Consider the following 21,191-nt stretch of genomic DNA (forward strand, 5'->3'; position numbering starts at 1 on the left):
GCCACTTTTTCGCACGATGCTCCTTCTTGGACAGAGCGCATCGTTCTTGCGAAAAACCGGGGCCGCTTTTTCGCACGATGCGCTAGCGGGGGGTTATGCGCCCTTCCGTTCCGCCAGGGTCCGTTCCCAGCGCAGGGCCTGTTCGACGATTTCCGCCAGATCGTCGTGCTGCGGCTCCCAGCCGAGAGCGCGAATCCTGTCAACCTGGGCCACGAGCCGGGCCGGGTCACCCGGACGGCGGGGACTGAGCCGCACGTCGAAATCGACCCCGGCGACGCGTTTCACCACATCCACAACCTCCAGCACCGAGGCACCGTGGCCGTAACCGCAGTTCAGCACGGCACAATCGCCGCCGGCACGCAGGGATCTCAGGGCCGCGAGGTGCGCGCGGGCGAGGTCGTTCACCTGGACGTAGTCGCGGATGCAGGTCCCGTCCGGCGTCGGGTAGTCCGTGCCGAAGACATCGAGATAGGGGCGCTGCCCGAGAGCGGCCTGAGCAGCCACTTTGATAAGATGAGTGGCCTGAGGCGTCGATTGGCCGGAGCGCCCCTTCGGGTCCGCTCCAGCCACGTTGAAGTAGCGCAGGATGGCATAGCGCAGGCCGTGGGCCGAATGGGCGTCCTGGAGCATCCATTCGCTCATGAGCTTGCTGCGCCCATAGGGATTGATCGGGACCAGAGGCCGGTCTTCGGACAGAAGCGGCGCATCGGCGTTGCCGTAGACCGCGGCCGTGGACGAGAAGACGAAGTTCGTGATCCCGGTCCGGACCGCCGTCTCGATCAGAGCCCGGGTCTTCACAGTATTGTTGAAATAGTACCCTAAGGGATCGGTGACCGATTCAGGCACCACGATCCGGGCGGCGAAATGCAGGATGCTGTCGATCCCATACTCCTCGATGACCTTGGCCACCAGAGCCTGGTCGCCCACATCGCCTACGACGAGAGCGGTGTCCTGAGGAACGGCCCAGCGGAAACCCGTGGAGAGGTCGTCGAGAACCACCACCGGCTCGCCTGCATCGAGCAGCTCGAGCACCATATGGCTGCCGATATAGCCCGCGCCGCCCGTGACCAGTACCGCCATATCCGTCCTCCTCGAAACCTGCCTATCCGGAGCATCGGGCGAGGCCCGTTTTTCCTCCGATGCTCGCGGAATCTAACCAGAACGCTTCAGCTTCGATTCAGGTCCGGAGCCTCAAAGAAGATTCGACGCTGATGCAACGAGGCGGCACATCCGGCGTTATTGAAGCCTAAGCTTGACTGTGGACGGTTTCCTTTTCCTTGTCTTGCTTTAGATTGTCCCCCTTCCCTGCCCAAACATGGCTTGATCGATGAAGCGCATTCGCAAAGCAGTCCTTCCTGTTGCCGGTCTCGGCACCCGTTTCCTTCCGGCCACCAAGGCCGTGCCGAAGGAGATGCTGTGCGTGGTGGACCGGCCCGTGGTGCAGCATGTGGTGGATGAGGCTCGGGCCGCAGGAATCGAGCATTTCATCTTCGTCACCGGACGCGGCAAGGCCGTGATCGAAGACCATTTCGACATCGCCTACGAGCTGAACAAGACCCTCGAGGCCCGCGGCAAGACGAAGGAGCTGGAGCTCCTGGCCAAGGACCAGCCGAAGGCCGGCCAGACGAGCTTCACGCGCCAGCAGGAGCCCTTGGGGCTCGGCCATGCCGTCTGGTGCGCCCGCGAACTGGTGGGCGACGAGCCCTTCGCGGTCCTTCTTCCCGACATGCTCAGCCGCGGCTCGATGGAGCAGATGCTGGCGGCCTATGAAAAGCACGGCGGCAACATCATCGCCGTGGAGGAGGTGCCCGAGGATCAGACCCATCAATACGGCATCGTCTCGGTGGGCCAGGAATTCGGCCAGACTTTCGAGATCACCGGCATGGTGGAGAAACCCCCGAAGGGAACCGCGCCGTCGAACTACATCATCTCAGGCCGCTACATTCTGCAGCCTGAGATCTTCGACCTTTTGTCGAACCAGGAGCGTGGCGCTGGCAACGAGATCCAGCTTACCGACTCCATGATCCGCCTGATGAAGGACCAGAAGTTCTTCGGCATGAAGTACGAAGGCACGACCTACGACACGGGCTCCAAGGTCGGCTTCCTCATGGCCAACGTGGCCTATGCCCTCGAGCGAGAGGACCTCGGACCCGCCTTCCGGCAGGAGCTCGAAGCCTTCCTGCGCCAAACGTAATCAGGTTTCAGGGTTACCTATGGCCGCCCTCCTATGCTAGAGCATCGGACCCAAAAGTGGCTTTGCACTTCTGGGATCGGGTCCGATGCTCACTCCTCGATCAGCGAACGCAAGAGTGGAAACCGGTTTTGCGTGAAAAGATTCTCAAGGACATAGACTTGAGGAGCGCATCGTCCTTGCGAAAAACCGGGTCCACTTTTTCGCACGATGCGCTATAGGGCGGCCATGTCACTTGCACAGACTCAATCCCCTTCGCCCGACCAGGCGGTCGCTTCGGCCCTTCGCACCCTCGACACCGAGCGCGAGGGTCTGACCGTGCTGATGGAGGCCGTCGGCAACGGGCTCGGCCCTCTCTTCACCGCCGCCGTCGAGACGATCGCCTCCGCCAAGGGGCGCGTGATCGTCACCGGCATGGGCAAATCCGGCCATGTGGGCCGCAAGATCGCCGCCACCTTCGCGTCCACCGGCACTCCCGCCTATTACGTTCATCCGGCGGAAGCGAGCCACGGCGACCTCGGCATGGTGCAGGCCGACGACGTGATCCTCGCCCTGTCCTGGTCGGGAGAAACGGCGGAACTCGCCGACGTCATCGGCTATGCCAAGCGCTTCCGGGTTCCTTTGATCGCATTCACGTCGAGTGCGGACTCGACCCTGGGCCAGGCCGCCGATATCTGCCTGTCTCTCCCGAAGGCCAAGGAGGCCTGCCCCAACGGGCTCGCGCCCACCACCTCCACCACCATTCAGCTCGCCCTCGGCGATGCCCTCGCCATCGCGCTGCTCGAGAGACGCGGCTTCACGGCCGAGAATTTCCGCGTGTTCCACCCGGGCGGCAAGCTCGGCGCGCGCCTGAAGCTCGTGCGCGACATTATGCACAAGAACGAGCGCCTGCCGGTCATCGGCATCGACGCCCGCATGGATCAGGCCATTGAGGAGATCGGCCGCAAGGGCTTCGGTTCGGTCATCGTGGTGAATGGGGACGGCACGCTCGCCGGCATCGTCACGGACGGCGATCTGCGCCGTAACCTCCGCCGCGATCTCGGCAGCCTTCCGGTGACCGCCATCATGACCCGCACGCCGCGCACCATCGCGCCGGATGCCCTGGTGGCCACCGCTCTTGAGATTGAGGAAACCGCGCGCATCACCGCGCTGATCGTGGTCGAGAACGACAAGCCCGTCGGCCTCGTGCACTATCTCGATCTGCTGCGGGCGGGCGCCGCCTGACGGCATCGGGTTTGAAATCGAACCCTCGTTCGATGCACTCTTTCCAAAAAGGGAGCATCGAATGGAATCCCAAAAGTGGCCTCAACTTTTGCGTTCGATGCTCGAGCCTCTCGTTCGGTCAGTCGCGATCCGGGGCTCCGAGTGGAAAGAACGGACGGAAGGGCCTGGCCTCGTCGACGGCCCGGGCGAAGGACGGCCGCGCGAGAAGGCGTTCGCGGTAGGCGCGGACACCGGCATGCTCCGCCCCGATCGGGTGCGCCCAATCGGCATAGAACAGCGATGGAGCGGCAGCGCAATCAGCCATGCTGAACGCCTGCCCGGCCGCCCATTCGCGCCCGGCCATCGCGCGATCGAGCCATGCATAAGCCGTATCGAGCATTCGCCTGGCCTCGGCGACGCCATAGGGATCGCGGTCCGTCTCCGGGCGCAGACGATCCAGCACGATCTTCTGCATCGGCGTCATGACGTAATGATCGAAGAAGCGGTCCATCGTCCGCACGTCGAGGGCCATGCGCGGATCTGCGGGAACGAGCGCCACGGGTCCGGGGTGGAAAAGGCCGAGATGCTCGATGATGATGGTCGCCTCGACCACCGTGCGCTCACCGTCGACGAGAACCGGAAACCGCCTGATCGGCCAAAGCGATGCCAGTTCCGCATGCGTCGCTTCGTTGTCGAGCATGCGGTATTCGAAGGGAAGGTCGTTCTCGTAGAGCGCAGTCAGAACCTTCTGGCAATAGGACGAGAACGGATGCGCATACAACGTCAAGGTCATGTGTATTCGGCTCCCATTGGTCATGGATCGTCTACGATGAGCGTCGAGCCCTCCACGCGCACGACGCGGACCCTTGCGCCTTTCAGACGGTCGGTGCCCGTGACTCGCCACGAGCTGTCATCGACACGGATGCGCCCTTCCCCGCCCGTAATCGGCGTTTCGAGCGTGAATACGCGCCCCACGAGGGCTTGGCCGCGCTGATTGAGGTATGGCTCGCCCTGCTCGGGCAGCACTTTCGGGCGCGTCACGAGCCGTCCCGTGATCACCGCCGCCACGGCAAGCAGGGCAAAGACGAGAGCGGCCGCCTGCCAGGTGAGATCGAGCGCCGCATCGAGCAGGCCCGTCGCAAGCGCGGCGAGCCCCAGCCAGAGAAAGAAGATGCCGGGCGCCAGCAATTCCACACCGATCAGCACGAGGCCGAGGACGATCCAGTTCCAGGCGCCGAGACCGACGAGGGCATCCCGGATCATGAGCGCTCCGATCCCTTCGCCACCGCGGGCACGCTTCGCGCGGACTTCGAGGCTGCCGTACTGCCATCCCCGCCGAAGACGGATCGGGTGAGCTCCGCGATACCTCCGAGCGTGCCGGCAAGGCCTGCCGCTTCGATGGGCACGATCACGACCTTCTGGTTGGGAGCCGTGGCGATGCTGCGGATGGCATCGATGTACTTTTCCGCCACGATGAAATTGGCTGCTGCGAGATCGCCGCGCGTGATCGCGTCGCTGACCATGCCGGTCGCCTTGGCCTCGGCTTCGGCAAGGCGCTCGCGCGCTTCCGCGTCGCGAAACGCCGCCTCCTTGCGCCCTTCCGCCGAGAGGATCAGCGCCTGCTTCTCGCCCTCGGCTCTTAGAATTTCCGACTGACGCATGCCTTCGGCCTCGAGCACGGCGGCGCGCTTCTCGCGCTCGGCTTTCATCTGCCGGGCCATGGCCCCGGCGACGTCTGCAGGCGGGACGATGTCGCGGATCTCGACGCGGGTGACCTTCGCGCCCCAGGGAGAAGCCGCCGCATCGACGACGCGCAGCAGCCGCTCGTTGATTTCGTCACGGTGAGACAGAAGCTGATCGAGATCCATGGAGCCCACGACCGTGCGGATGTTGGTCGTGGTCAGCACCATGAGCGCCTGGTGAAGATCGGCCACCTCGTAGGAAGCGCGCGCTGCATCGAGGACCTGGAAGAACGCCACTGCATCGATGGTAACGCCCGCATTGTCGCGCGTGAAGGCCTCCTGGCTCGGAACGTCGAGCACCCGCTCCATGACGTTCACCTTCTTACCTACCTGCTCGATATAGGGAACGATCAGGGCAAGACCCGGGGTGAGCGTGCGCGAGTAGCGTCCGAACCGCTCCACCGTATAGGCATACCCTTGCGGTACCGTCCTCACGCCCATGGCGATCGTCACCACGACGACGAGCACCAGAACGATGACGAAGATGTCGAAACCACCGAGCAGCATGGATCCCCCAAAGCAACGCCGTTGCAGCAGAGGCAGGCTATCCGATGGAAGCAGAAGTTCCTAGAGCATCGGACGCGGGAAGTGGATTCCACTTCCGGGATTGCATCCGATGCCCCCTCTATGGAACAGCGCATCGTTCGAGCGGACCCGAAGGGCCACGTTCGTGAAAACTCGGGCCTTTTCATGCGTGACATACTGGAGGCTTCGAGCCGAGCTGCTATTCTTGCTCCTCATTGTACGAGGCCCGCCATGCCACGCTATTTCAGCCAGGATCATCCGGATCGGCTCGAAATCGACGCTCCCGTGCTCGACGCGCGGCCCGGCGCGGTCCTGTTGGCGCAATCGCCCTTCTTTCCGGGTGGAGGCGGGCAGCTCGCGGACAGGGGAGCGATCCAATGGTCTGGCGGCGTGATCCCGGTCGAACGCCTCGAACCCGATGCCAGAGGCTTCTGGCATATCCTTGCGGCACCCGTGACGATCGACGGCTCCGTGCGGGTCCAGGTCGAGCCGCGCTTCCGCCGGCTCATGTGCGAGCTGCACACCCTGGCGCATGTCCTCAACAGTCTCGTCTACAGGGATTTCGGCGGTGCGCTGCTGACAGGCGCGCAGCTCTCCGCGGATGGAACCTTCCGGGTGGATTTCGACCTGCCGGGAGCCGATCCCGACAGGCTGCGGGCCCTGGACGGCCCCATCAACGACGTGATCCGCCAGGACCTCGCCATCCGCTCCTTCTCTATGCAGTGGGTCGCAGCCGAGGCCGAGCCCGGCCTGTTTCGCAGCAAATCCGTCTCGCCTCCGCCGCAGGAGGATGGATCGGTACGCATCGTCGAGATCGCGGGCCTCGACCGTCAGGCCTGCGGCGGAACGCACCTGTCCTCGACGGGGCAGGCGCGCCCTGTGCGCATTCTCAAGGTCGACAATAAAGGCAGGCAAAACCGGCGCATTCGCGTCGGCTTCGCCGATTGATCAGATCCACCCCTTCAGATCCACCCCTGCAGCTCGCGCTCCACGATGTGGTTGATCACGCGCATGCCGTCAGGGCCGTCGTTGAGGCAGGGCAGATAGGCGAATTCCTCACCGCCGTTGTGCATGAAGATCTCGCGGTTCTCCCCGTCGAGCTCCTCCAGCGTTTCGAGGCAGTCGGCGGAGAAGCCGGGCGCCACAATGGCCATGCGCTTGACGCCGCTCTTCGCCAGCGCCTCCACGGTCTTGTCCGTGTAGGGCTGAAGCCATTCCGCCTTACCGAACCGGGACTGGAAGCTCATCCGGAACCTGTCCGCCGGCCAGCCGAAGGCCTCGCGCATCAGGCGCCAGGTCTTCACGCACTGGCAATGATAGGGATCGCCCTTGAGCAGATACTCCTTCGGCACCCCATGGAACGAGACGAGGATCACCTCCGGCTCGAAGGTGAGCTTGGCGAGCTCCTGCTTCATCGAAGCGATGACGGATTCGATATAGACCGGATCGTCGTGATAAGGCGGCGAAACGCGGACCGTCGGTTGCCAGCGCATGTCCATCAGAGCCCGGAAGGCGTGATCGCAGGCCGTCGCGGACGTCGCCGCCGCATATTGCGGATAGAGCGGAACGAGCAGGATGCGGTCGCATCCCTGATCGAGCAGCGCCTGGATGCGCTCGCGCACTTCGGGCTTGCCGTACCGCATCGCCCAGTCGACGGTGACCCTGTCTCCTGCGATGCTCTTCAGATGCTCCGTCACCTTCTCGGCCTGGTTGCGCGTGATCGTCTTGAGCGGGCCCTCGTCCAGCTCGTTGTTCCAGATGGAGGCGTAATCGCGGCCCTTGGGGCCCGGGCGCTTGGTGAGAATGATCAGATTGAGGATCGGCCACCAGAGGAGCCGCGGCGTCTCGATCACGCGGCGGTCGGACAGGAACTCCTTCAGGTAGCGCCGCATGGGCCAGTAGGTGGTGCCTTCCGGCGTTCCGAGATTCATCAGAAGCACGCCGATCCGCCCCGCCTTCACGGGCGGGTGGTCCACAGGGCATGCGCCCGGGCCGGTTTCGGTCATGCTTACACGTTCGTTCATCGATCAAAGCCCTTTGGCAACAGGGTCCGGGGAGGACCGCGCTCCGAATGGGCCCTAGATAGTGGCTTTCTCCCCGTTACGCCAATGTGTTCTGTTTCACTTTGACGTGGGCCAGGCCTTGATGTGGGTCAGGCCTTGGCCGAGATCGGCGGACTGAGATTGGCCGTGGCCTTGAGCGGCGCATCGATGGCAACGCGCAACCCGGTCGGATGATACTCGACATCGACCTGGGCGTTGAGCTGCGTCGTCAGAACGCGATGCAGCAGGCGCGAGCCGAAGCCCTGGCGCTCGGGCTGGGAGACGTAAGGGCCGCCGCGCTCCTGCCAAGTCATGGTCAGCCGCTTCTCCTCGCCCTCTCCATGCACGTCCCAGGAGACCGCAACTTTGCCGTTGCGGACGGAGAGAGCGCCATATTTCGCGGCATTCGTCGTCAGCTCGTGGACGGCCATGCCGATGGGAACCGCGATCTCGGAGGGCAGCTCGACGGCCGGCCCCTCGAGGACGATCCGCTCCCCCCTCGCATCGTTGTAGGGCTTGAGCTCCTTCTCGAGGATCTCGCGCAAAGGCGCGGTCTGCCACAAGGCCTCGGTCAGCAGGGAATGCGTGTTGGCGAGCGAGACGATGCGTCCCACGAAGGCCTTGTAGAAATCGTCGATGCTCGATGTCGAGCGCGCCGTCGCACCCACGACGGCCTGCACGGTTGCCAGCGTGTTCTTGACCCGGTGGTGCAGCTCGCGGATCAGGAAGGATTGCTGGTTCTGCGCCTGCCTGCGCTCCTCGATCTCGTGCTGCGCCTCGCTGTAGAGGCGACCGTTCTCGAGAGCGATGGCCGCTTGCGCGGCAAGACCCGTCACGAGGCGCTCGGCGCGCTCGGTGAACGCTCCCGCACGCTCGTGCGCGAACAGCAGCAATCCCTGGATCTGTCCGTTTCGCGACGAAACCGGGACCGCCATGACGCTGCGCACTCTGGCGCCATCCTGCGTATCGGCCGCGTCGCTCGACGGCCTGAACTCCGGATGCTCGGCGACATCGTCGAACCGGATGACCCGGCCCTGCTCGAAAACGGTTCCGCAGATCTTGTCGCTGGGCAGTGTCGCAAAGGCCGTACGTGCCCCGCCCGAGGTATAGAGCCCATATTCCTCCCTGCGCGCATCGGCTCCCGAGAGATCGTCCGCGTTGGAGAAGTAGGCGCCGGCCTGCGCCCCGGTGAGAAGCACCGCCGCTTCGACCACGTTCTCGATCAACCGATCCACGTCGAGCTCGGCCGCAAGCGCCCTGCCCGTTCGGTTCAGCACCTCCAGCGCGGCCGTCTCCGCCTGCAATTCGCTGGTGCGAAGTGCGACTTCTTTCTGAAGCAACGCCTCGTTGGCTGCCTGCTCCCGGAACTGCTGGGACGCGAGGGACGTGAGCGCGGCCAGAGCAAGAAGAGCGATCAGCGCGAAGGCGCCGTAGAGCTTCATCTGGACGGTCCACGGCCCCCAATAGGCATCGTTGGGAATGCTGACATTGATATAGAGCGGCAGCTCGCCGATACGGCGATAAGCTCCCGTCCGCTCCTCGCCGTCGCTGCGAAAGGCATAGATTCCGGAGCCGCGGTTATGCTCGATCGCCCGGTCGAGAGCGGCCTTGTCGATGGGCGCGAAGGACAGTCCGTCGGCGGGTAACGGCAGCTGGGCGATGACCTCGCCGTCCGCTGCACGCAACAATGTCACGCGATTGCCTTTCGGAAGGCGGAGCTTGCCCCAGTACGTCTCGAAATAGGTCAAGGCCACCGTGGCCGAGACGATGCCGCGGAATGAATTATCCGGGCCGCTGAGACGACGGCTGATCATGAAAGTCGGCTGCCGCGTGACCTTCCCGATGATCGGCTCGCCGACGTAAAGCCCCTGGTCCGCCTGGACGTGAGCCCGAAATGCGTCCCGGCTCGACACGTCGGAGGACGGCGCCGGAAACTCGGCAGTCGTCAGCCGCAGACGCCCCGTGGAATCGTGGAGCCAGAGGTTATCGAAGTATGGAAGCGACTCCTTGACGGTCCTGAGATGCTGCCAATCGGCTCGGGAATCCGCGACCTGATCCCAGTCGGCTCCTCCGAACTGCGCTGCCAGCTGCCTGAGAGTCAGATCGGTGACTTCGAGAAGACGGGCCGTATGATCGGCCAGAAAATAGGCATTGCTGGTGATGTCCTCCTCGTTGCGCTGGATCAGCCGGTTACGCTGTTCCCAGGCGATGTAGCCGAAGGTGAGGAGGATGAAGGCAACCCCGAAAAAGCCCATGATCAAGGTCAAGCGTCCCCGTGCCAGCCGCTGGCGGCGGCGCTTGACCGATAGGCTTGGATGCTCTGGGCGCGGTGGAAACTGCAATGAAACAGGTCGTGTTAGTGCTGCGATTCGCGTCAGGCGGGCAAACATGGCACAGCATCGGCGAGAGATGGAGAGATAAATTATAGACCTCTCCCCCTTGAAAAAGAAACGCCGGGGCTTGGACCGAGCCCCGGCGCGAAATCGGCGAGGGAAAATCAGCGCAGGACGACGCGTCCCTCGACCTTGGGAGCGACCTTCCCGGCCTTGGCCACATAGTCGATCACCTGGCTCGCCATGAGCTGGCTGGCCGAAACGTCGATCAGCGACTTGGCGTCGATGAACGCCCGGTAGCCGTCGCCGCCGCGGGCCATGAAGTCGTTGGTAGCGAGCTTGTAGGTCCTGGCAGGATCGAGCGGCTCGCCGTTGATCTTCACCGACTTTACGCGGCTGCCGACCGGTTCCTTCAGATCGACCTCGGCCACGATGCCGGAAACCTGTGGGAAACGGCCGCCGAGCTCGCGCACCTGGCTGACGCCGTTCTCCAGCGCCGCCTTGATCTGTTCGCCCTTCACCTCGATCAGCACGGTGGTGTTGCCGAAGGGCATCTCGGCCAAGATGTCGCGCCGGGTCAGCTTCTGGCCCGCCGTATATTGCTTGTCCGCACGGATGCCGCCGCCATTGGTGATGGCCACGTCTGCGCCGACGGAGGCCCTGAGCGCATCGGCGATCAGGTTGCCCATGGCCGCCTCGCCGCCGCGGACGGTCGCGCGGCGGCTGTCGAGAGGCGTCTCGGTCATGCCGACCTCCACGTCCAGCTCCTTGGAGAGCTTGTCCTCATAGCCCTTCACCACCGCCTCGATCTCCGGATCGGGCTTCACGTCGGCGCTATCGACGATGCGGAATTTGGGCGTCCAGGCGACGCTGGTCTTGCCGTCCTTCGTCGCCTTGGTGACGGCGAGCTCGATCACGTTGATGTAATTGCCCTGCGATTCGGATTCCGAGAGAACCACCTTGCCGTCATAGAAGGCCAGAAGGTGCTCGTCGTGGCCGCTGATGATCACGTCGACGCCAGCGGAGCGGGCGACGATCATGTCCACTTCCAGAGGCGTGTGGGCGACGGCGACGATGATGTCGGCACCCTTCTCGCGCAGCTCCTTGGCCTTGGCGCGCGCCGTGTCGATGGTGGACGCGAACTTGATGTCGCCGGGGCTCGAGGCGATGGGCGTCTCCTCGGTGGTAAGGCCGAAGAAGCCGACCTTGATCCCCTGGACATCGACCATCTTGTCGGGCTTGGTGTTGGCCGGCAGGCCATTGCCGTCGATGATGTTCGTCGCCAGGACGTCGAACTTGGCCTCTGCCATGCGGGCCCGGAAAGCCTCCGGGCCGAGGTCGAATTCATGGTTGCCCGGCACCATCGCGTCCACGCCCATGTGGTTGAGGATATCGATGATGTGCGCGCCCTTGTCGAAGCCCGACAGAAGCGACGGCGAAAGGGTATCGCCCGCGTGGACGAAGAAGGCATTGCCCTTCGCCTTCTCCTCCTTGATCACCGTTGCCAGCTTGGCGAAGCCGCCACGTCCCTTTTCTGCGCTCATGCGGTCGATGTCGTTGGTCTGGACAAAACGGAGTGTCACGGCTTCCTGCGCCAGGGCGGTGCCGGAGAGCAGCAGGGACAATCCCAGGAAACCGGCGCGCAGCGCAGCGGAGGGGTGGCTCGTCAACATCATCATGGGTCCTCATGTCGGGCGGCGCCCGGGGCAAGCGGCCGGGAGCCTAGACAGGAAACGTGTCACAGAAGTAACACTCTGTCGATGTCCCCACGCCCAGGAGGCCGGCACGGGGTGCTGCCATTTTCGGCAGGGTCGGCTAGAGATCCCTCCAGATAAAGCGAGATCGCTCTCCCCCCTCCAGGCAAGGTTTTCCATGACCGGTCCCATCAGCAATGCCCTTGCGGAATTCTGTCGCAACAAGCAGGTCGCATCCTGGCTTACACTCCCCTTCTTCCGAGACGGCGCCGCCGACCGGGTGGCTGCGAAGGTGGATACGGTGATCGCCGATGGAGGCCATGTGCTTCCGCCGCCCGAGGCTGTCTTCACGAGCCTGACGCTGACTCCGCTCGACTCGGTCAAGGTCGTGATCCTCGGCCAGGACCCCTATCCTACCCCGGGCGACTCCCATGGCCTCGCCTTCTCCTATCGCGGGGCACGGCGCCTGCCTGCATCCCTGCGCACGATCCTTGCCGAAATGGCCGCGGATCTCGACGTGCCTGCCCCAAAATCGGGCGACCTGACGAAATGGGCGAAGCAGGGTGTGCTGCTCATCAACACGGCGCTCACGGTGGAGGCCGGGAAATCCGGGGCTCATATGAAATTCGGCTGGTCGGACCTGGTCGATCAGGCCATCGTGGCCATCTCGGCGCGGCAGCCTGCGGTCGTCTTCCTGCTCTGGGGCGGGCCGGCCCGCAAGCGGGCGGCCCTCGTCGACCGCGCCCGGCATCTCGTGGTCGAGGCTGGGCACCCCTCACCCCTCAACCGCCTCAACGACTTCAAAGGCACGCGCCCCTTCAGCCGCGCCAATGCCTGGCTGGCCGAGAAGGGCCTCACCCCCATCGACTGGCGGCTCGACCCCTGAGCCTCGATGAAGAATCTCGGAAGAAACTTGTCGAGGGCCGTGCCGGGGAGTACGTCTCTCGCGCAAAGCGACCGCGATATCTGGAGATCAGCATGACGCAATCCCTGTTTGGACATGTCGAGCCCTTTGCGGGCGATCCGATCCTGTCCCTCAACGACAGCTTCAAGGCTGATCCCCGCAACGAGAAGGTCAATCTCAGCATCGGTGTCTATACGGACGAGAAGGGCCGCATTCCCGTCCTCGGCTCCGTCAGATCGGCCTATGAGCGCATTGGCTTCGCCGAGCGTCCCTACCTTCCCATGGACGGTCATCCCGGGTACCGCGACGGCGTGCAGAAGCTGGTCTTCGGCGCCGCCCATCCGGCGCTCAAGGACAAGCGCGTCGCGACGATCCAGACCATCGGCGGCACCGGTGCGGTCGGCATCGCGGCCGACTTCCTCGCGAAGCATACGCCGGACCGCACCGTTCTCGTCAGCGATCCGACCTGGGAGAACCATCATGGCCTGTTCCAGCGGGCCGGCTTCAAGACCACGACCTATCCCTATTGGGATCGCGCCCGCCGGTCCGTCGATTTCGACGGCATGATCAAGGCGCTGGAAGGCGCCGATTCCGGCTCCATCGTGGTGCTCCAGCCCGTCTGCCACAACCCGACCGGCGTCGACCTGAGCGAAGAGCAGCAGGCCGCCGTGACCGACGTGCTCGTCGCCAAGGGGCATATTGCGGTGTTCGACATGGCCTATCAGGGCTTCGGCACCAGCGTCGAGGCGGATGCCGGTTTCGTGCGCCGCTATGCCGAGCGCGCGAGCTGCCTCGTGGCGAATTCCTTCTCGAAGAACTTCTCGCTCTATGGGGAGCGCTGCGGCGGCCTGAGCATCGTGTGCCGCGATGCGGACGAGGCCGAGCGCGTCCTGGGACAGCTCAAACTCGCGGTGCGCCGCAGCTATTCGAGCCCGCCGATGACGGGCGGCCTGCTCGTAGCCACCGTGCTCGGCAGCGATGAGCTGCGCACGCAATGGATCGGCGAAGTCGACGAGATGCGCACTCGCATGGATTCCATGCGAAAGCTCCTCGCCGGGCAGATCCGCGCGCTGTCGAACGAGGTGGACGTGAGTTTCCTGCTGAACCAGCGGGGCATGTTCAGCTTCACCGGCCTGAGCGAGCAGCAGGTTCGCGCCATGCGCGAGAAGGACGGCGTCTATCTCGTCGGATCGGGTCGCATGTGCGTGGCGGGCCTCAACGAGGAAAACGTGCCGAAGGTCGCGCAAAGCTTCGTGGACGTCAGCCAGGGCTGATCAGGACGCCGTCATCGCGGCGAAGGCGCGGATCCGTAAACGCCGACAAGGCTGGGAGAGACGCACCCGCCTCTCCCAGCCTTGGTCTGAGCTGTTAGCGGTTATGATTAAAGGCTCCGCTGCGCGACCCCGGGGTGACGCGTGCAGGGTCTCATTCCGCCGCCACCGGCATGGGCTGTCGCGGCTCGGCTCGGAACTTCGCCAGGAGGTCGGCTTCTTCCGCCTTGGCGGTTTTGAGGTTCCGCTCCTTGACGTGCCCGAAGCCGCGGATCTTCTGCGGAACGGCGGCAAGCCCGACCGCGATGGCGTGGTTCTGTGGGTTGAGCCTTGATGCGATCTCGTCGATCCGCCCGATGAATTCCCGGATCAGCTCACGCTCGGTGCGCCGCTCGTGCGTGTAGCCGAACAGGTCGAGCGGCGTGCCGCGAAAGTGCTTGAACTTCGCCAGAACACGCATGGCCTTCATCATCCAGGGACCGAAGCTCATCTTCTTCGGAACGCCGGTCGCGGGATCCCTCCGGGCGACGAACGGTGGGGCCATGTGGAACTCGTAAACCATGTCCTCGCCCTCGAAGGTGGAGGCCACCTGCCGCTCGAAATGACCGTCCGTGTAGAGGCGCGCTACTTCGTATTCGTCCTTGTAGGCCATGAGCTTGAAGAGTGAGCGCGCCACCGTGTCGGTCAGCGCGGTCGAACCCGGCACGGCCCTGGCTTCGGCCTCGCGCACGCGCTCGACCTGCATGCGATAACGTCTGGCGTAACGTTTGCTCTGATACGCGGTCAGGAATGCGGCGCGCCGGTCGATCACCTCGTCGAGCGTGTCGGACATCGTCAGCTCGTCGCCAGGGGCCTTCAGCTCGCTCATCATGGTCGCGATGAGCTCCGGCTCCGCGGCCGCGCGGCGACCCCAGGTGAAGGCGGAGAGATTCATCGTCACCGCTTCGCCGTTGAGTTCGATTGCCTTCTCGATCGCTTCGGCATGGAGCGGCACCCGCCCGGCCTGATAGGCGTAGCCCAGCATGAACATGTTGGCCGCGATCGAATTCCCCAGAAGAGCGGTGGCGATCGCCGTCGCATCCACCAGGGCGACGCCGTCGTCTCCCGCTGCACCCTTGATGGCGCGCTTCAGGCGCTCGGTCGGGAGGGAAAAGTCGGCATTGCGCGTGAACTCGCCCGGCATCACCTCGGCGGTATTCACCACGAGCGCGGTCCGTCCCTGCTTCACGGAAGCGAGCACCTTCTTCGTTCCCGTCACCACGAGATCGCAGCCGAGAACGAGATCGGCCGATTCCGCGCTCACGCGGATCGCATGGATGTCGTCCTGGCGGTTGGCGAGGCGCACGTGGCTGTAGACCGCGCCGCCCTTCTGCGCGAGGCCCGCCATGTCGATCATGCCGAGTCCCTTGCCTTCGAGATGCGCCGCCATGCCGAGGATCGCCCCGATGGTGACGACGCCAGTCCCGCCCACGCCCGTCACGATGACGTTGAAGGTGCGGTCGATGGCAGGAAGCACCGGATCCGGCAGCGGACGGAAAGTCCTTCCCTCCGTGGCGACGGTCTCCGGCACGGCCTTCTTCACCTTGGCGCCGTGCACCGTCACGAAGGACGGGCAGAAGCCCTTCACGCAGGAAAAATCCTTGTTGCAGTTCGACTGATCGATCTGGCGCTTGCGGCCGAACTCGGTTTCCACCGGCTGCACGGCGACGCAGTTCGACTGCACGGAGCAATCGCCGCAAGCCTCGCAGACAAGGTCGTTGATGATCACGCGCTTGTCCGGATCCGGGAACTCGCCGCGCTTGCGGCGCCGCCGCTTCTCGGAAGCGCAGGTCTGATCGTAGATCATCACGCTGACGCCGGAAACCTGCGCCAGCTCGCGCTGCACGGCATCGAGCTCGTCGCGATGATGGATCGTCATCCGGTCAGGCCAGCGGATCGATTTCGGATATTTGTGCGGCTCGTCGGTGACGAGGGCGATGCGCTCCACGCCCTCTTCCCGTACTTGGCGGGCGATCATGTCGACGGTGAGCCCGCCCTCGTGCTTCTGGCCGCCCGTCATCGCGACGGCATCGTTGAAGAGGATCTTGTAGGTAACGGTGGTCCCGGTATGGATCGACCAGCGCAGGGCGAGGATGCCGGAATGGTTGTAGGTGCCGTCGCCGAGGTTCTGGAACACGTGTCCGCGGTTGGAGAACGGCGCCTCGCCGATCCAGTTCGCGCCCTCGCCGCCCATCTGGGTGAAGCCGTCGGTCGAACGGTCCATCCACTGCACCATGTAGTGGCAGCCGATGCCCGCATAGGCCCGCATGCCCTCGGGCACCTTGGTCGAGGTGTTGTGCGGGCAGCCTGAGCAGAAATGCGGCACGCGGGTCGCCACGTCGCTCGTGACCTTCAGCACTTCCTGCGCATGGCGAAGCCGCGCCACGCGGCCGCGCAGATCGTCGTTGTTGTGATAGGCGAGCAGCCGCTCGCCGATGACGATGGCGATGTCGTGCGGATCGAGCGCGCCCTTGACCGGGAAGAGCCAGTTGCCCGCCTCGTCCTTCTTGCCGATGCAGAGCGGCTGGTTGGCGGTGCCGTAGAGTTCCTCGCGCAGCTGCACCTCGATGAGCGAGCGCTTCTCCTCGACCACGATGACCTTGTCGAGGCCCCGTGCGAATTCCAGGAGCTCGGCTTGAGAGAGCGGCCAGGGGCAGGCCACCTTGTAGAGGCGAAGCCCCATGTCGTTCGCCTTCACCTCGTCGAGGCCGAGTTCGTCCAGCGCCTGGCGCACGTCCAGATAGGACTTGCCGACGGTGATCACGCCGATCTTCGGCTGACGGCCGCCGGAGAGAACGATGCGGTTGAGGTTGTTGGCGCGCACGAAGGCCAGCATGGCATCGCGCTTGAAATCCTGGAGGCGCGCCTCCTGGTCGAGCACGCCGTCCCGGGCGCGGATGTTGAGCCCGCCGGGCGGCATGGTGAAATCGTCGGGCAGGACGATCTTCACGCGGTCGAGCGAGCCGTCCACGGAGGCGGTCGACTCGATGTTGTCCTTCACGCATTTGAAGGCCACCCAGGTGCCGCAAAAGCGGCTCATGGCGTAGCCGTAGAGGCCGTAATCGAGAATCTCCTGAACGCCTGCCGGGTTCAGGATCGGGACCATCACGTCGACGAAATGGAACTCGGATTGGTGCGCGACGGTGGAGGATTCCGCCGTGTGGTCGTCGCCCATCAGGGCAAGGACGCCGCCGTGCCTTGACGAGCCTGCCATGTTGGCGTGGCGGAACACGTCGCCGGAGCGGTCGACGCCGGGGCCTTTGCCGTACCAGAGGCCGAAGACGCCATCGTATTTGCCGTCGCCTCGAATCTCGGCCTGTTGGGAGCCCCAGATAGCGGTGGCCGCGAGCTCCTCGTTGAGGCCGGGCTGAAAGACGATATTGGAGGCTTCGAGCCATTTCCTGGCCCGCCAGAGGTTCTGGTCCAGGCCGCCGATGGGCGAGCCGCGATAACCGGAGACGAAGCCGGCCGTGTCGAGACCCGCGAGCCTGTCCCGCTCGCGCTGCATCAGCAGCATGCGGATGACGGCCTGCGTGCCCGTGATGAACACGTGATCCTTGGTGAGATCGTACTTGTCGTCCAGCGCAACGCTACGAAGCGCCACATGACCTTCGGCCATGCCGTACCTCCTTGGAGCCCTCTGCCCCGCACGCCGGTTCGCCCGGTTCTTCTTGGTTTTATGATTTACGTCAGCAATGCTGACATAACTGCCGAAGTCCGTCAATCGAGCAGCTCCCGCGAGCAGGTCCCGCCCGAAGCCTTCGTTTCGCCTCCATTAACCTTAAAGCGTCTAGATCCCGGTTTCGCCTCCAGAAGTCCTGGAAGCGTCGCACTGGAAGGCAACGCATGAGAATCCGCCTTGGTCCCGTCCTCTGCCTCGCTCTCCTGTCGACGGGGCTCAGCATGCCGGCCTTCGCACACCCTCATGTGTGGATCACCGCAAGGGCCCAGGTGGTGTTCGCCCCCGACGGCAAGGTGACGGGCATCCGCCATCGATGGACCTTCGACGAGGCCTATACCGCCTATGTCACCCAAGGGCTCGACAGGGACGGCGACGGCAAGCTGACATCGGAGGAACTGCAGGACCTGGCGGACGAAAACGCAGGCGGCCTCTCGGAATTCGATTACTTCACCACCCTCAAGGTGCATGGAAAACCGCAGGCCTTCGGCGATCCGCAGGAGGCCCGGATGACCATGGACGGCCAGCAGGTCACCATGGACTTCCTGCTGCCCCTGAAGGCTCCGACCGCCGTGACCGGCGCCCTGGCCATGGAGATCGACGACCCGACCTTCTTCGTCTATTTCAGCCTCGCCGATCAAACTTCCGTGACCCTGGCCAATGCGCCGCAGGGCTGCGTGACGAATATCGCCAAGGCCAAGCCGCTCGACGCCGCCATGCTGAAGATCCTCCAGGACGAGGGCGCGGTCCAGGCGGCGCCACCGGGCGCGAATTTCGGCGTGGAATATTCGAACAAGGCGATCATCGCATGTCCGTGACGTCCGCTCCGCTCGACTCCTCCTCCGCCGGCCCGGCGCCATTCTGGCAGAGGCTTGTCCTGGCGGTCGCGGCGGTTGCCGTCGTGGCGGCCGGCATGGGGCTGCTCGCGCTCTGGATCGGCCCCGTCGGCGCTCCACCTCCCCGCAGTCCCTTCGGCATGGGCATTCGGGAGGCAGCCCCCTCGGGCCATCTCGGGGCCTGGCTCCTGTCCGTCCAATCCGGTTTCTATGCCAGCCTCCAGGCGAGCGTGCGCGCCATGAAGGAGAGCGGCGCGGCGCTCGGGTCGCTGCTTGCCGTCGGCTTCGCCTATGGGGTCTTCCATGCGGCGGGGCCGGGGCACGGAAAGAGCGTGATCTCGGCCTATCTGGTGGCCGACGAAAAGGCGCTCCGCAAAGGCTTCGCCTTGAGCTTCGCGGCCGCCTTCGTGCAGGCCACGGTCGCCATTCTCATCGTGGGAACGGTGAATCTCGTTCTGCACGCCACGGCCGCCACCATGAACCGGCTCGCCATGAACGTAGAGCTTTTGAGCTTCATCGCGGTCGCCCTGCTGGGCCTCGCGGTCACCTGGCGCAAGAGCGGCAAGCTCCTGGGCGTCATGGCGCTCGCGCGCAATCCTCTCGCCTCGGCGCAGGAGGATTGCTGCGATCATGTCCACATGCCGCCGCCCGAGGAGCTCAGCCGCCTCACCCGCTGGCGCGACATGGCGGGCGTGGCGCTTGCCGCCGGCATCCGTCCCTGCGCGGGAGCGCTGATCGTGCTCGTCTTCTCCCTGGCGCAGGGCCTTTTCGCCGCGGGCATTGCCGCCACCTTCGCGATGGCTCTCGGGACCGCGCTGACCACCAGCGCCATCGCGGCCATGGCCGTCTTCGCCAAGGCCCTGGCCTTGAGAATGGCGGGTGGACGGGGAGCCGGGGGCGCCGTCGCTGTCGCCGGCCTCGAGCTCATCGCCGCCGCCTTCGTCCTTGTCCTGGGTGCGAGCCTGCTGGCGGGCCTCCTGGGCTGATTCGGGACCTGGAGCATCGAACGCAAAAGTGGGAACCGGTCTTGCGTGAAAAGATGCTCAAGACCATTAACTTGCTGGACCGGATGTAGATTCGATTTCACATCCGATGATGGAGCCGATCAAAGCCCCAGTGCACCGCCATCCGCACGCGGATCGTGCACGGCCTCGACGCGCCCGTTGCGGGGATGCCTCACGAGCATGCCCGCATGCCCCATGGCGTCCGCATAGGATCGGCCCAGCTCCTCAACCGGATGGCCGTAGCTCGAGAGCGCGCGCAGGAGGCTCGGATCGAACCGGTCCTCCACTTTGAGGGTCGAGGACGGCGCCTGCCAGGTCTTGCCGAGGAGCCAGCGCGGCGCGTCGACGGCATCGGCGAGACCCATGCCGAAATCGGCATAGCGCGTGAAGATCTGCCCCAGGATCTGCGGCTGCCCCTCGCCCCCCATCGTTCCGTAGGACAGGACGCGCCCGTCATTGAACACCGCCAGCCCCGGGCTGAGCGTGTGGAAGGGCTTTCTCCCCGGCTCCATGGGGTTCCGGCTGTTTGGATCGAGCGAGAAGCCCAAGCCCCGGTTATGCCAGTGAATGCCGGTCGACGGCAGCACGCAGCCGGAGCCGAAGGCCCAGTAGACGGACTGGATATAGGACACCGCTAATCCGTCCTTGTCGATACAGCCCATCCACACCGTGTCGCCCTCCGCCGGGCGCACCGGCGTGGGAGCAGCGCGACGCGCCTCGATCAGCGCCGCCTCCTTCTCGAACGAGGCGGACGTGAGGAAGGAGGCAGGATCGAGGGTGAGTTCGCGCGGGTCGGTGACGACCCTGTCGCGGATGGCGAAGGCGCGCTTGGCCGCCTCGATCAGGCCGTGGTGATGCTCCGGCGTTTCGCCGTGCTTCACGGCGAGCCGGGAGAACAGGCCGAGCATGAGAAGCGCAGCGATCCCTTGGCTCGGCGGCGGCATGTTGTAGACGGTCGAATGCTCCAGCGCGACCGAGAGCGGCTTCACCACCCGGGCCTGATAGGCCTCCATGTCCTTGCGAATAATCGGGCTGCCGATGCGCTCCAGGTCCGCCGCGATCTCCCGCCCTACGTCGCCGCGATAGAAATCGGCCAGGCCCGCATGGGCGAGCTGTTCGAGCGTATCGGCGAGCCTCGGAGAGCGCCGGATCGCGCCCGCGGGCGGCAGCTTGCCGTCCTCGAGAAAGGCCTCGGCAAAGCCGGGCGCCGAGAAGAGCGCTGCCTCCTCCAACATGCGATTGCGCCCCTCGGCGACGGCGATCCCATAGCCCTCGCGGGCGAGGCGGACGGCATCGGCGAGAAGCATGTCGCGCGGCAATTGCCCGCCGAGCGCCTTCGCGAGCTCCAGCGCGAGGCCCCAGCCGCTGACGGCGCCCGCTACCGTGAGTGCCGCATCGGGCCCGCGCGGCGGGACGCGGTCGTAGCCCTTGTCCCGGTAGCGCTTGATGGTGGCGAGCGACCCGGCCGGTCCCGAGGCGTCGAGGGCATGGACCCGCCCTTTCGGCTCCCGCACCAGCCAGAAGCCGTCGCCCCCCAAGCCGTTCATGTGTGGATAGACGACCGCGATGGTCGCGGCCATGGCCACCATGGCCTCCACGGCGTTGCCGCCGGCGGCCAGGATCGTCTGGCCGGTCTCGGCGGCGAGCTGATGGGGAGCGGCGACGGCGGCGGTTGAGAAAACAGGGGTCTCGGGCATGAAGGATAAGGCGCTCAGATGGAATGTCAGG

The 21,191-nt window shown here is 64.9% G+C and carries 16 protein-coding genes; 7 read left to right on the forward strand and 9 right to left on the reverse strand.

Annotation, left to right across the window (positions count from 1 at the left end; genetic code table 11):
• Nucleotides 1-93: 93 nt before the first annotated feature.
• Nucleotides 94-1,080, reverse strand: coding sequence for a UDP-glucose 4-epimerase GalE (galE, locus tag AB8841_RS26430; RefSeq protein ID WP_370438714.1), 987 nt, complete (start codon nucleotides 1,078-1,080; stop codon nucleotides 94-96).
• A gap of 247 nt (nucleotides 1,081-1,327) precedes the next feature.
• Here galE and AB8841_RS26435 point away from each other — a divergent pair, with 247 nt between their 5' ends.
• Nucleotides 1,328-2,194 carry a UTP--glucose-1-phosphate uridylyltransferase gene (locus AB8841_RS26435; protein ID WP_370438715.1) on the forward strand — a complete coding sequence of 289 codons (867 nt, stop codon included), beginning with the start codon at nucleotides 1,328-1,330 and terminating at the stop codon, nucleotides 2,192-2,194.
• 225 nt (nucleotides 2,195-2,419) lie between these two features.
• A complete protein-coding gene (locus AB8841_RS26440) occupies nucleotides 2,420-3,415 on the forward strand; it encodes an SIS domain-containing protein (protein WP_370438716.1) in 996 nt (331 codons plus the stop codon).
• Between the two features lie 118 nt (nucleotides 3,416-3,533).
• On the opposite strand, the gene AB8841_RS26445 is transcribed toward AB8841_RS26440, so the two are convergent.
• From AB8841_RS26445 to AB8841_RS26455, 3 genes are read right to left on the reverse strand one after another with little or no spacing between them, the layout of a single operon-like run.
• Nucleotides 3,534-4,187, reverse strand: coding sequence for a glutathione S-transferase family protein (locus tag AB8841_RS26445; protein WP_370438717.1), 654 nt, complete (start codon nucleotides 4,185-4,187; stop codon nucleotides 3,534-3,536).
• Nucleotides 4,188-4,207: 20 nt separating this feature from the next.
• Entirely contained in the window at nucleotides 4,208-4,657 is a 450-nt protein-coding gene (locus AB8841_RS26450; protein WP_370438718.1) for an NfeD family protein, read from the reverse strand.
• The gene (locus AB8841_RS26455; RefSeq protein ID WP_370438719.1) at nucleotides 4,654-5,643 is read right to left on the reverse strand and encodes an SPFH domain-containing protein; all 990 of its coding nucleotides are present in this window, start codon (nucleotides 5,641-5,643) and stop codon (nucleotides 4,654-4,656) included. The genes AB8841_RS26450 and AB8841_RS26455 overlap by 4 nt, the downstream gene beginning before the upstream one ends.
• A gap of 249 nt (nucleotides 5,644-5,892) precedes the next feature.
• Between AB8841_RS26455 and AB8841_RS26460 the strand changes: the two genes are divergently transcribed.
• Nucleotides 5,893-6,609, forward strand: a complete 717-nt coding sequence (locus AB8841_RS26460; protein ID WP_370438720.1) for an alanyl-tRNA editing protein — start codon at nucleotides 5,893-5,895, stop codon at nucleotides 6,607-6,609.
• Nucleotides 6,610-6,623: 14 nt separating this feature from the next.
• Here the strand turns inward: AB8841_RS26460 and hemH are convergent, their stop codons facing one another.
• The 3 genes from hemH to AB8841_RS26475 form a co-directional block, all read right to left on the reverse strand.
• A complete protein-coding gene (hemH, locus tag AB8841_RS26465) occupies nucleotides 6,624-7,685 on the reverse strand; it encodes a ferrochelatase (RefSeq protein WP_370438721.1) in 1,062 nt (353 codons plus the stop codon).
• A 128-nt stretch (nucleotides 7,686-7,813) separates the two neighbouring features.
• Complete coding sequence (locus tag AB8841_RS26470; protein WP_370438722.1) at nucleotides 7,814-9,970, reverse strand: HWE histidine kinase domain-containing protein; 2,157 nt, start codon at nucleotides 9,968-9,970, stop codon at nucleotides 7,814-7,816.
• A gap of 230 nt (nucleotides 9,971-10,200) precedes the next feature.
• Entirely contained in the window at nucleotides 10,201-11,715 is a 1,515-nt protein-coding gene (locus AB8841_RS26475) for a bifunctional UDP-sugar hydrolase/5'-nucleotidase (protein WP_370438723.1), read from the reverse strand.
• Between the two features lie 193 nt (nucleotides 11,716-11,908).
• Between AB8841_RS26475 and ung the strand changes: the two genes are divergently transcribed.
• The gene (gene ung / locus AB8841_RS26480) at nucleotides 11,909-12,616 is read left to right on the forward strand and encodes a uracil-DNA glycosylase (protein WP_370438724.1); all 708 of its coding nucleotides are present in this window, start codon (nucleotides 11,909-11,911) and stop codon (nucleotides 12,614-12,616) included.
• 92 nt (nucleotides 12,617-12,708) lie between these two features.
• On the forward strand, nucleotides 12,709-13,908 hold the full coding sequence (locus AB8841_RS26485) for an aromatic amino acid transaminase (RefSeq protein ID WP_370438725.1): 1,200 nt from the start codon (nucleotides 12,709-12,711) through the stop codon (nucleotides 13,906-13,908).
• 151 nt (nucleotides 13,909-14,059) lie between these two features.
• Here AB8841_RS26485 and AB8841_RS26490 read toward each other — a convergent pair whose 3' ends face one another.
• The gene (locus tag AB8841_RS26490) at nucleotides 14,060-17,563 is read right to left on the reverse strand and encodes an indolepyruvate ferredoxin oxidoreductase family protein (protein ID WP_370438726.1); all 3,504 of its coding nucleotides are present in this window, start codon (nucleotides 17,561-17,563) and stop codon (nucleotides 14,060-14,062) included.
• 227 nt (nucleotides 17,564-17,790) lie between these two features.
• Between AB8841_RS26490 and AB8841_RS26495 the strand changes: the two genes are divergently transcribed.
• Nucleotides 17,791-18,441 carry a DUF1007 family protein gene (locus tag AB8841_RS26495; RefSeq protein WP_370438727.1) on the forward strand — a complete coding sequence of 217 codons (651 nt, stop codon included), beginning with the start codon at nucleotides 17,791-17,793 and terminating at the stop codon, nucleotides 18,439-18,441.
• Nucleotides 18,432-19,445 carry a nickel/cobalt transporter gene (locus tag AB8841_RS26500; RefSeq protein WP_370438728.1) on the forward strand — a complete coding sequence of 338 codons (1,014 nt, stop codon included), beginning with the start codon at nucleotides 18,432-18,434 and terminating at the stop codon, nucleotides 19,443-19,445. Before AB8841_RS26495 ends, AB8841_RS26500 begins: the two co-directional genes overlap by 10 nt.
• Nucleotides 19,446-19,564: 119 nt before the next feature.
• Here AB8841_RS26500 and AB8841_RS26505 read toward each other — a convergent pair whose 3' ends face one another.
• Nucleotides 19,565-21,160, reverse strand: a complete 1,596-nt coding sequence (locus AB8841_RS26505) for a gamma-glutamyltransferase family protein (protein ID WP_370438729.1) — start codon at nucleotides 21,158-21,160, stop codon at nucleotides 19,565-19,567.
• Nucleotides 21,161-21,191 lie beyond the last annotated feature (31 nt).

This window comes from Microvirga sp. TS319, assembly GCF_041276405.1.
GTDB lineage: Bacteria > Pseudomonadota > Alphaproteobacteria > Rhizobiales > Beijerinckiaceae > Microvirga.

Coding starts and splice junctions, on each gene's coding strand:
- galE (WP_370438714.1), bottom strand. CDS start 1,080: ATGGCGGTACTGGTCACGGGCGGCGCGGGCTATATCGGCAGCCATATG.
- AB8841_RS26435 (WP_370438715.1), top strand. CDS start 1,328: ATGAAGCGCATTCGCAAAGCAGTCCTTCCTGTTGCCGGTCTCGGCACC.
- AB8841_RS26440 (WP_370438716.1), top strand. CDS start 2,420: ATGTCACTTGCACAGACTCAATCCCCTTCGCCCGACCAGGCGGTCGCT.
- AB8841_RS26445 (WP_370438717.1), bottom strand. CDS start 4,187: ATGACCTTGACGTTGTATGCGCATCCGTTCTCGTCCTATTGCCAGAAG.
- AB8841_RS26450 (WP_370438718.1), bottom strand. CDS start 4,657: ATGATCCGGGATGCCCTCGTCGGTCTCGGCGCCTGGAACTGGATCGTC.
- AB8841_RS26455 (WP_370438719.1), bottom strand. CDS start 5,643: ATGCTGCTCGGTGGTTTCGACATCTTCGTCATCGTTCTGGTGCTCGTC.
- AB8841_RS26460 (WP_370438720.1), top strand. CDS start 5,893: ATGCCACGCTATTTCAGCCAGGATCATCCGGATCGGCTCGAAATCGAC.
- hemH (WP_370438721.1), bottom strand. CDS start 7,685: ATGAACGAACGTGTAAGCATGACCGAAACCGGCCCGGGCGCATGCCCT.
- AB8841_RS26475 (WP_370438723.1), bottom strand. CDS start 11,715: ATGATGATGTTGACGAGCCACCCCTCCGCTGCGCTGCGCGCCGGTTTC.
- ung (WP_370438724.1), top strand. CDS start 11,909: ATGACCGGTCCCATCAGCAATGCCCTTGCGGAATTCTGTCGCAACAAG.
- AB8841_RS26485 (WP_370438725.1), top strand. CDS start 12,709: ATGACGCAATCCCTGTTTGGACATGTCGAGCCCTTTGCGGGCGATCCG.
- AB8841_RS26490 (WP_370438726.1), bottom strand. CDS start 17,563: ATGGCCGAAGGTCATGTGGCGCTTCGTAGCGTTGCGCTGGACGACAAG.
- AB8841_RS26495 (WP_370438727.1), top strand. CDS start 17,791: ATGAGAATCCGCCTTGGTCCCGTCCTCTGCCTCGCTCTCCTGTCGACG.
- AB8841_RS26500 (WP_370438728.1), top strand. CDS start 18,432: ATGTCCGTGACGTCCGCTCCGCTCGACTCCTCCTCCGCCGGCCCGGCG.
- AB8841_RS26505 (WP_370438729.1), bottom strand. CDS start 21,160: ATGCCCGAGACCCCTGTTTTCTCAACCGCCGCCGTCGCCGCTCCCCAT.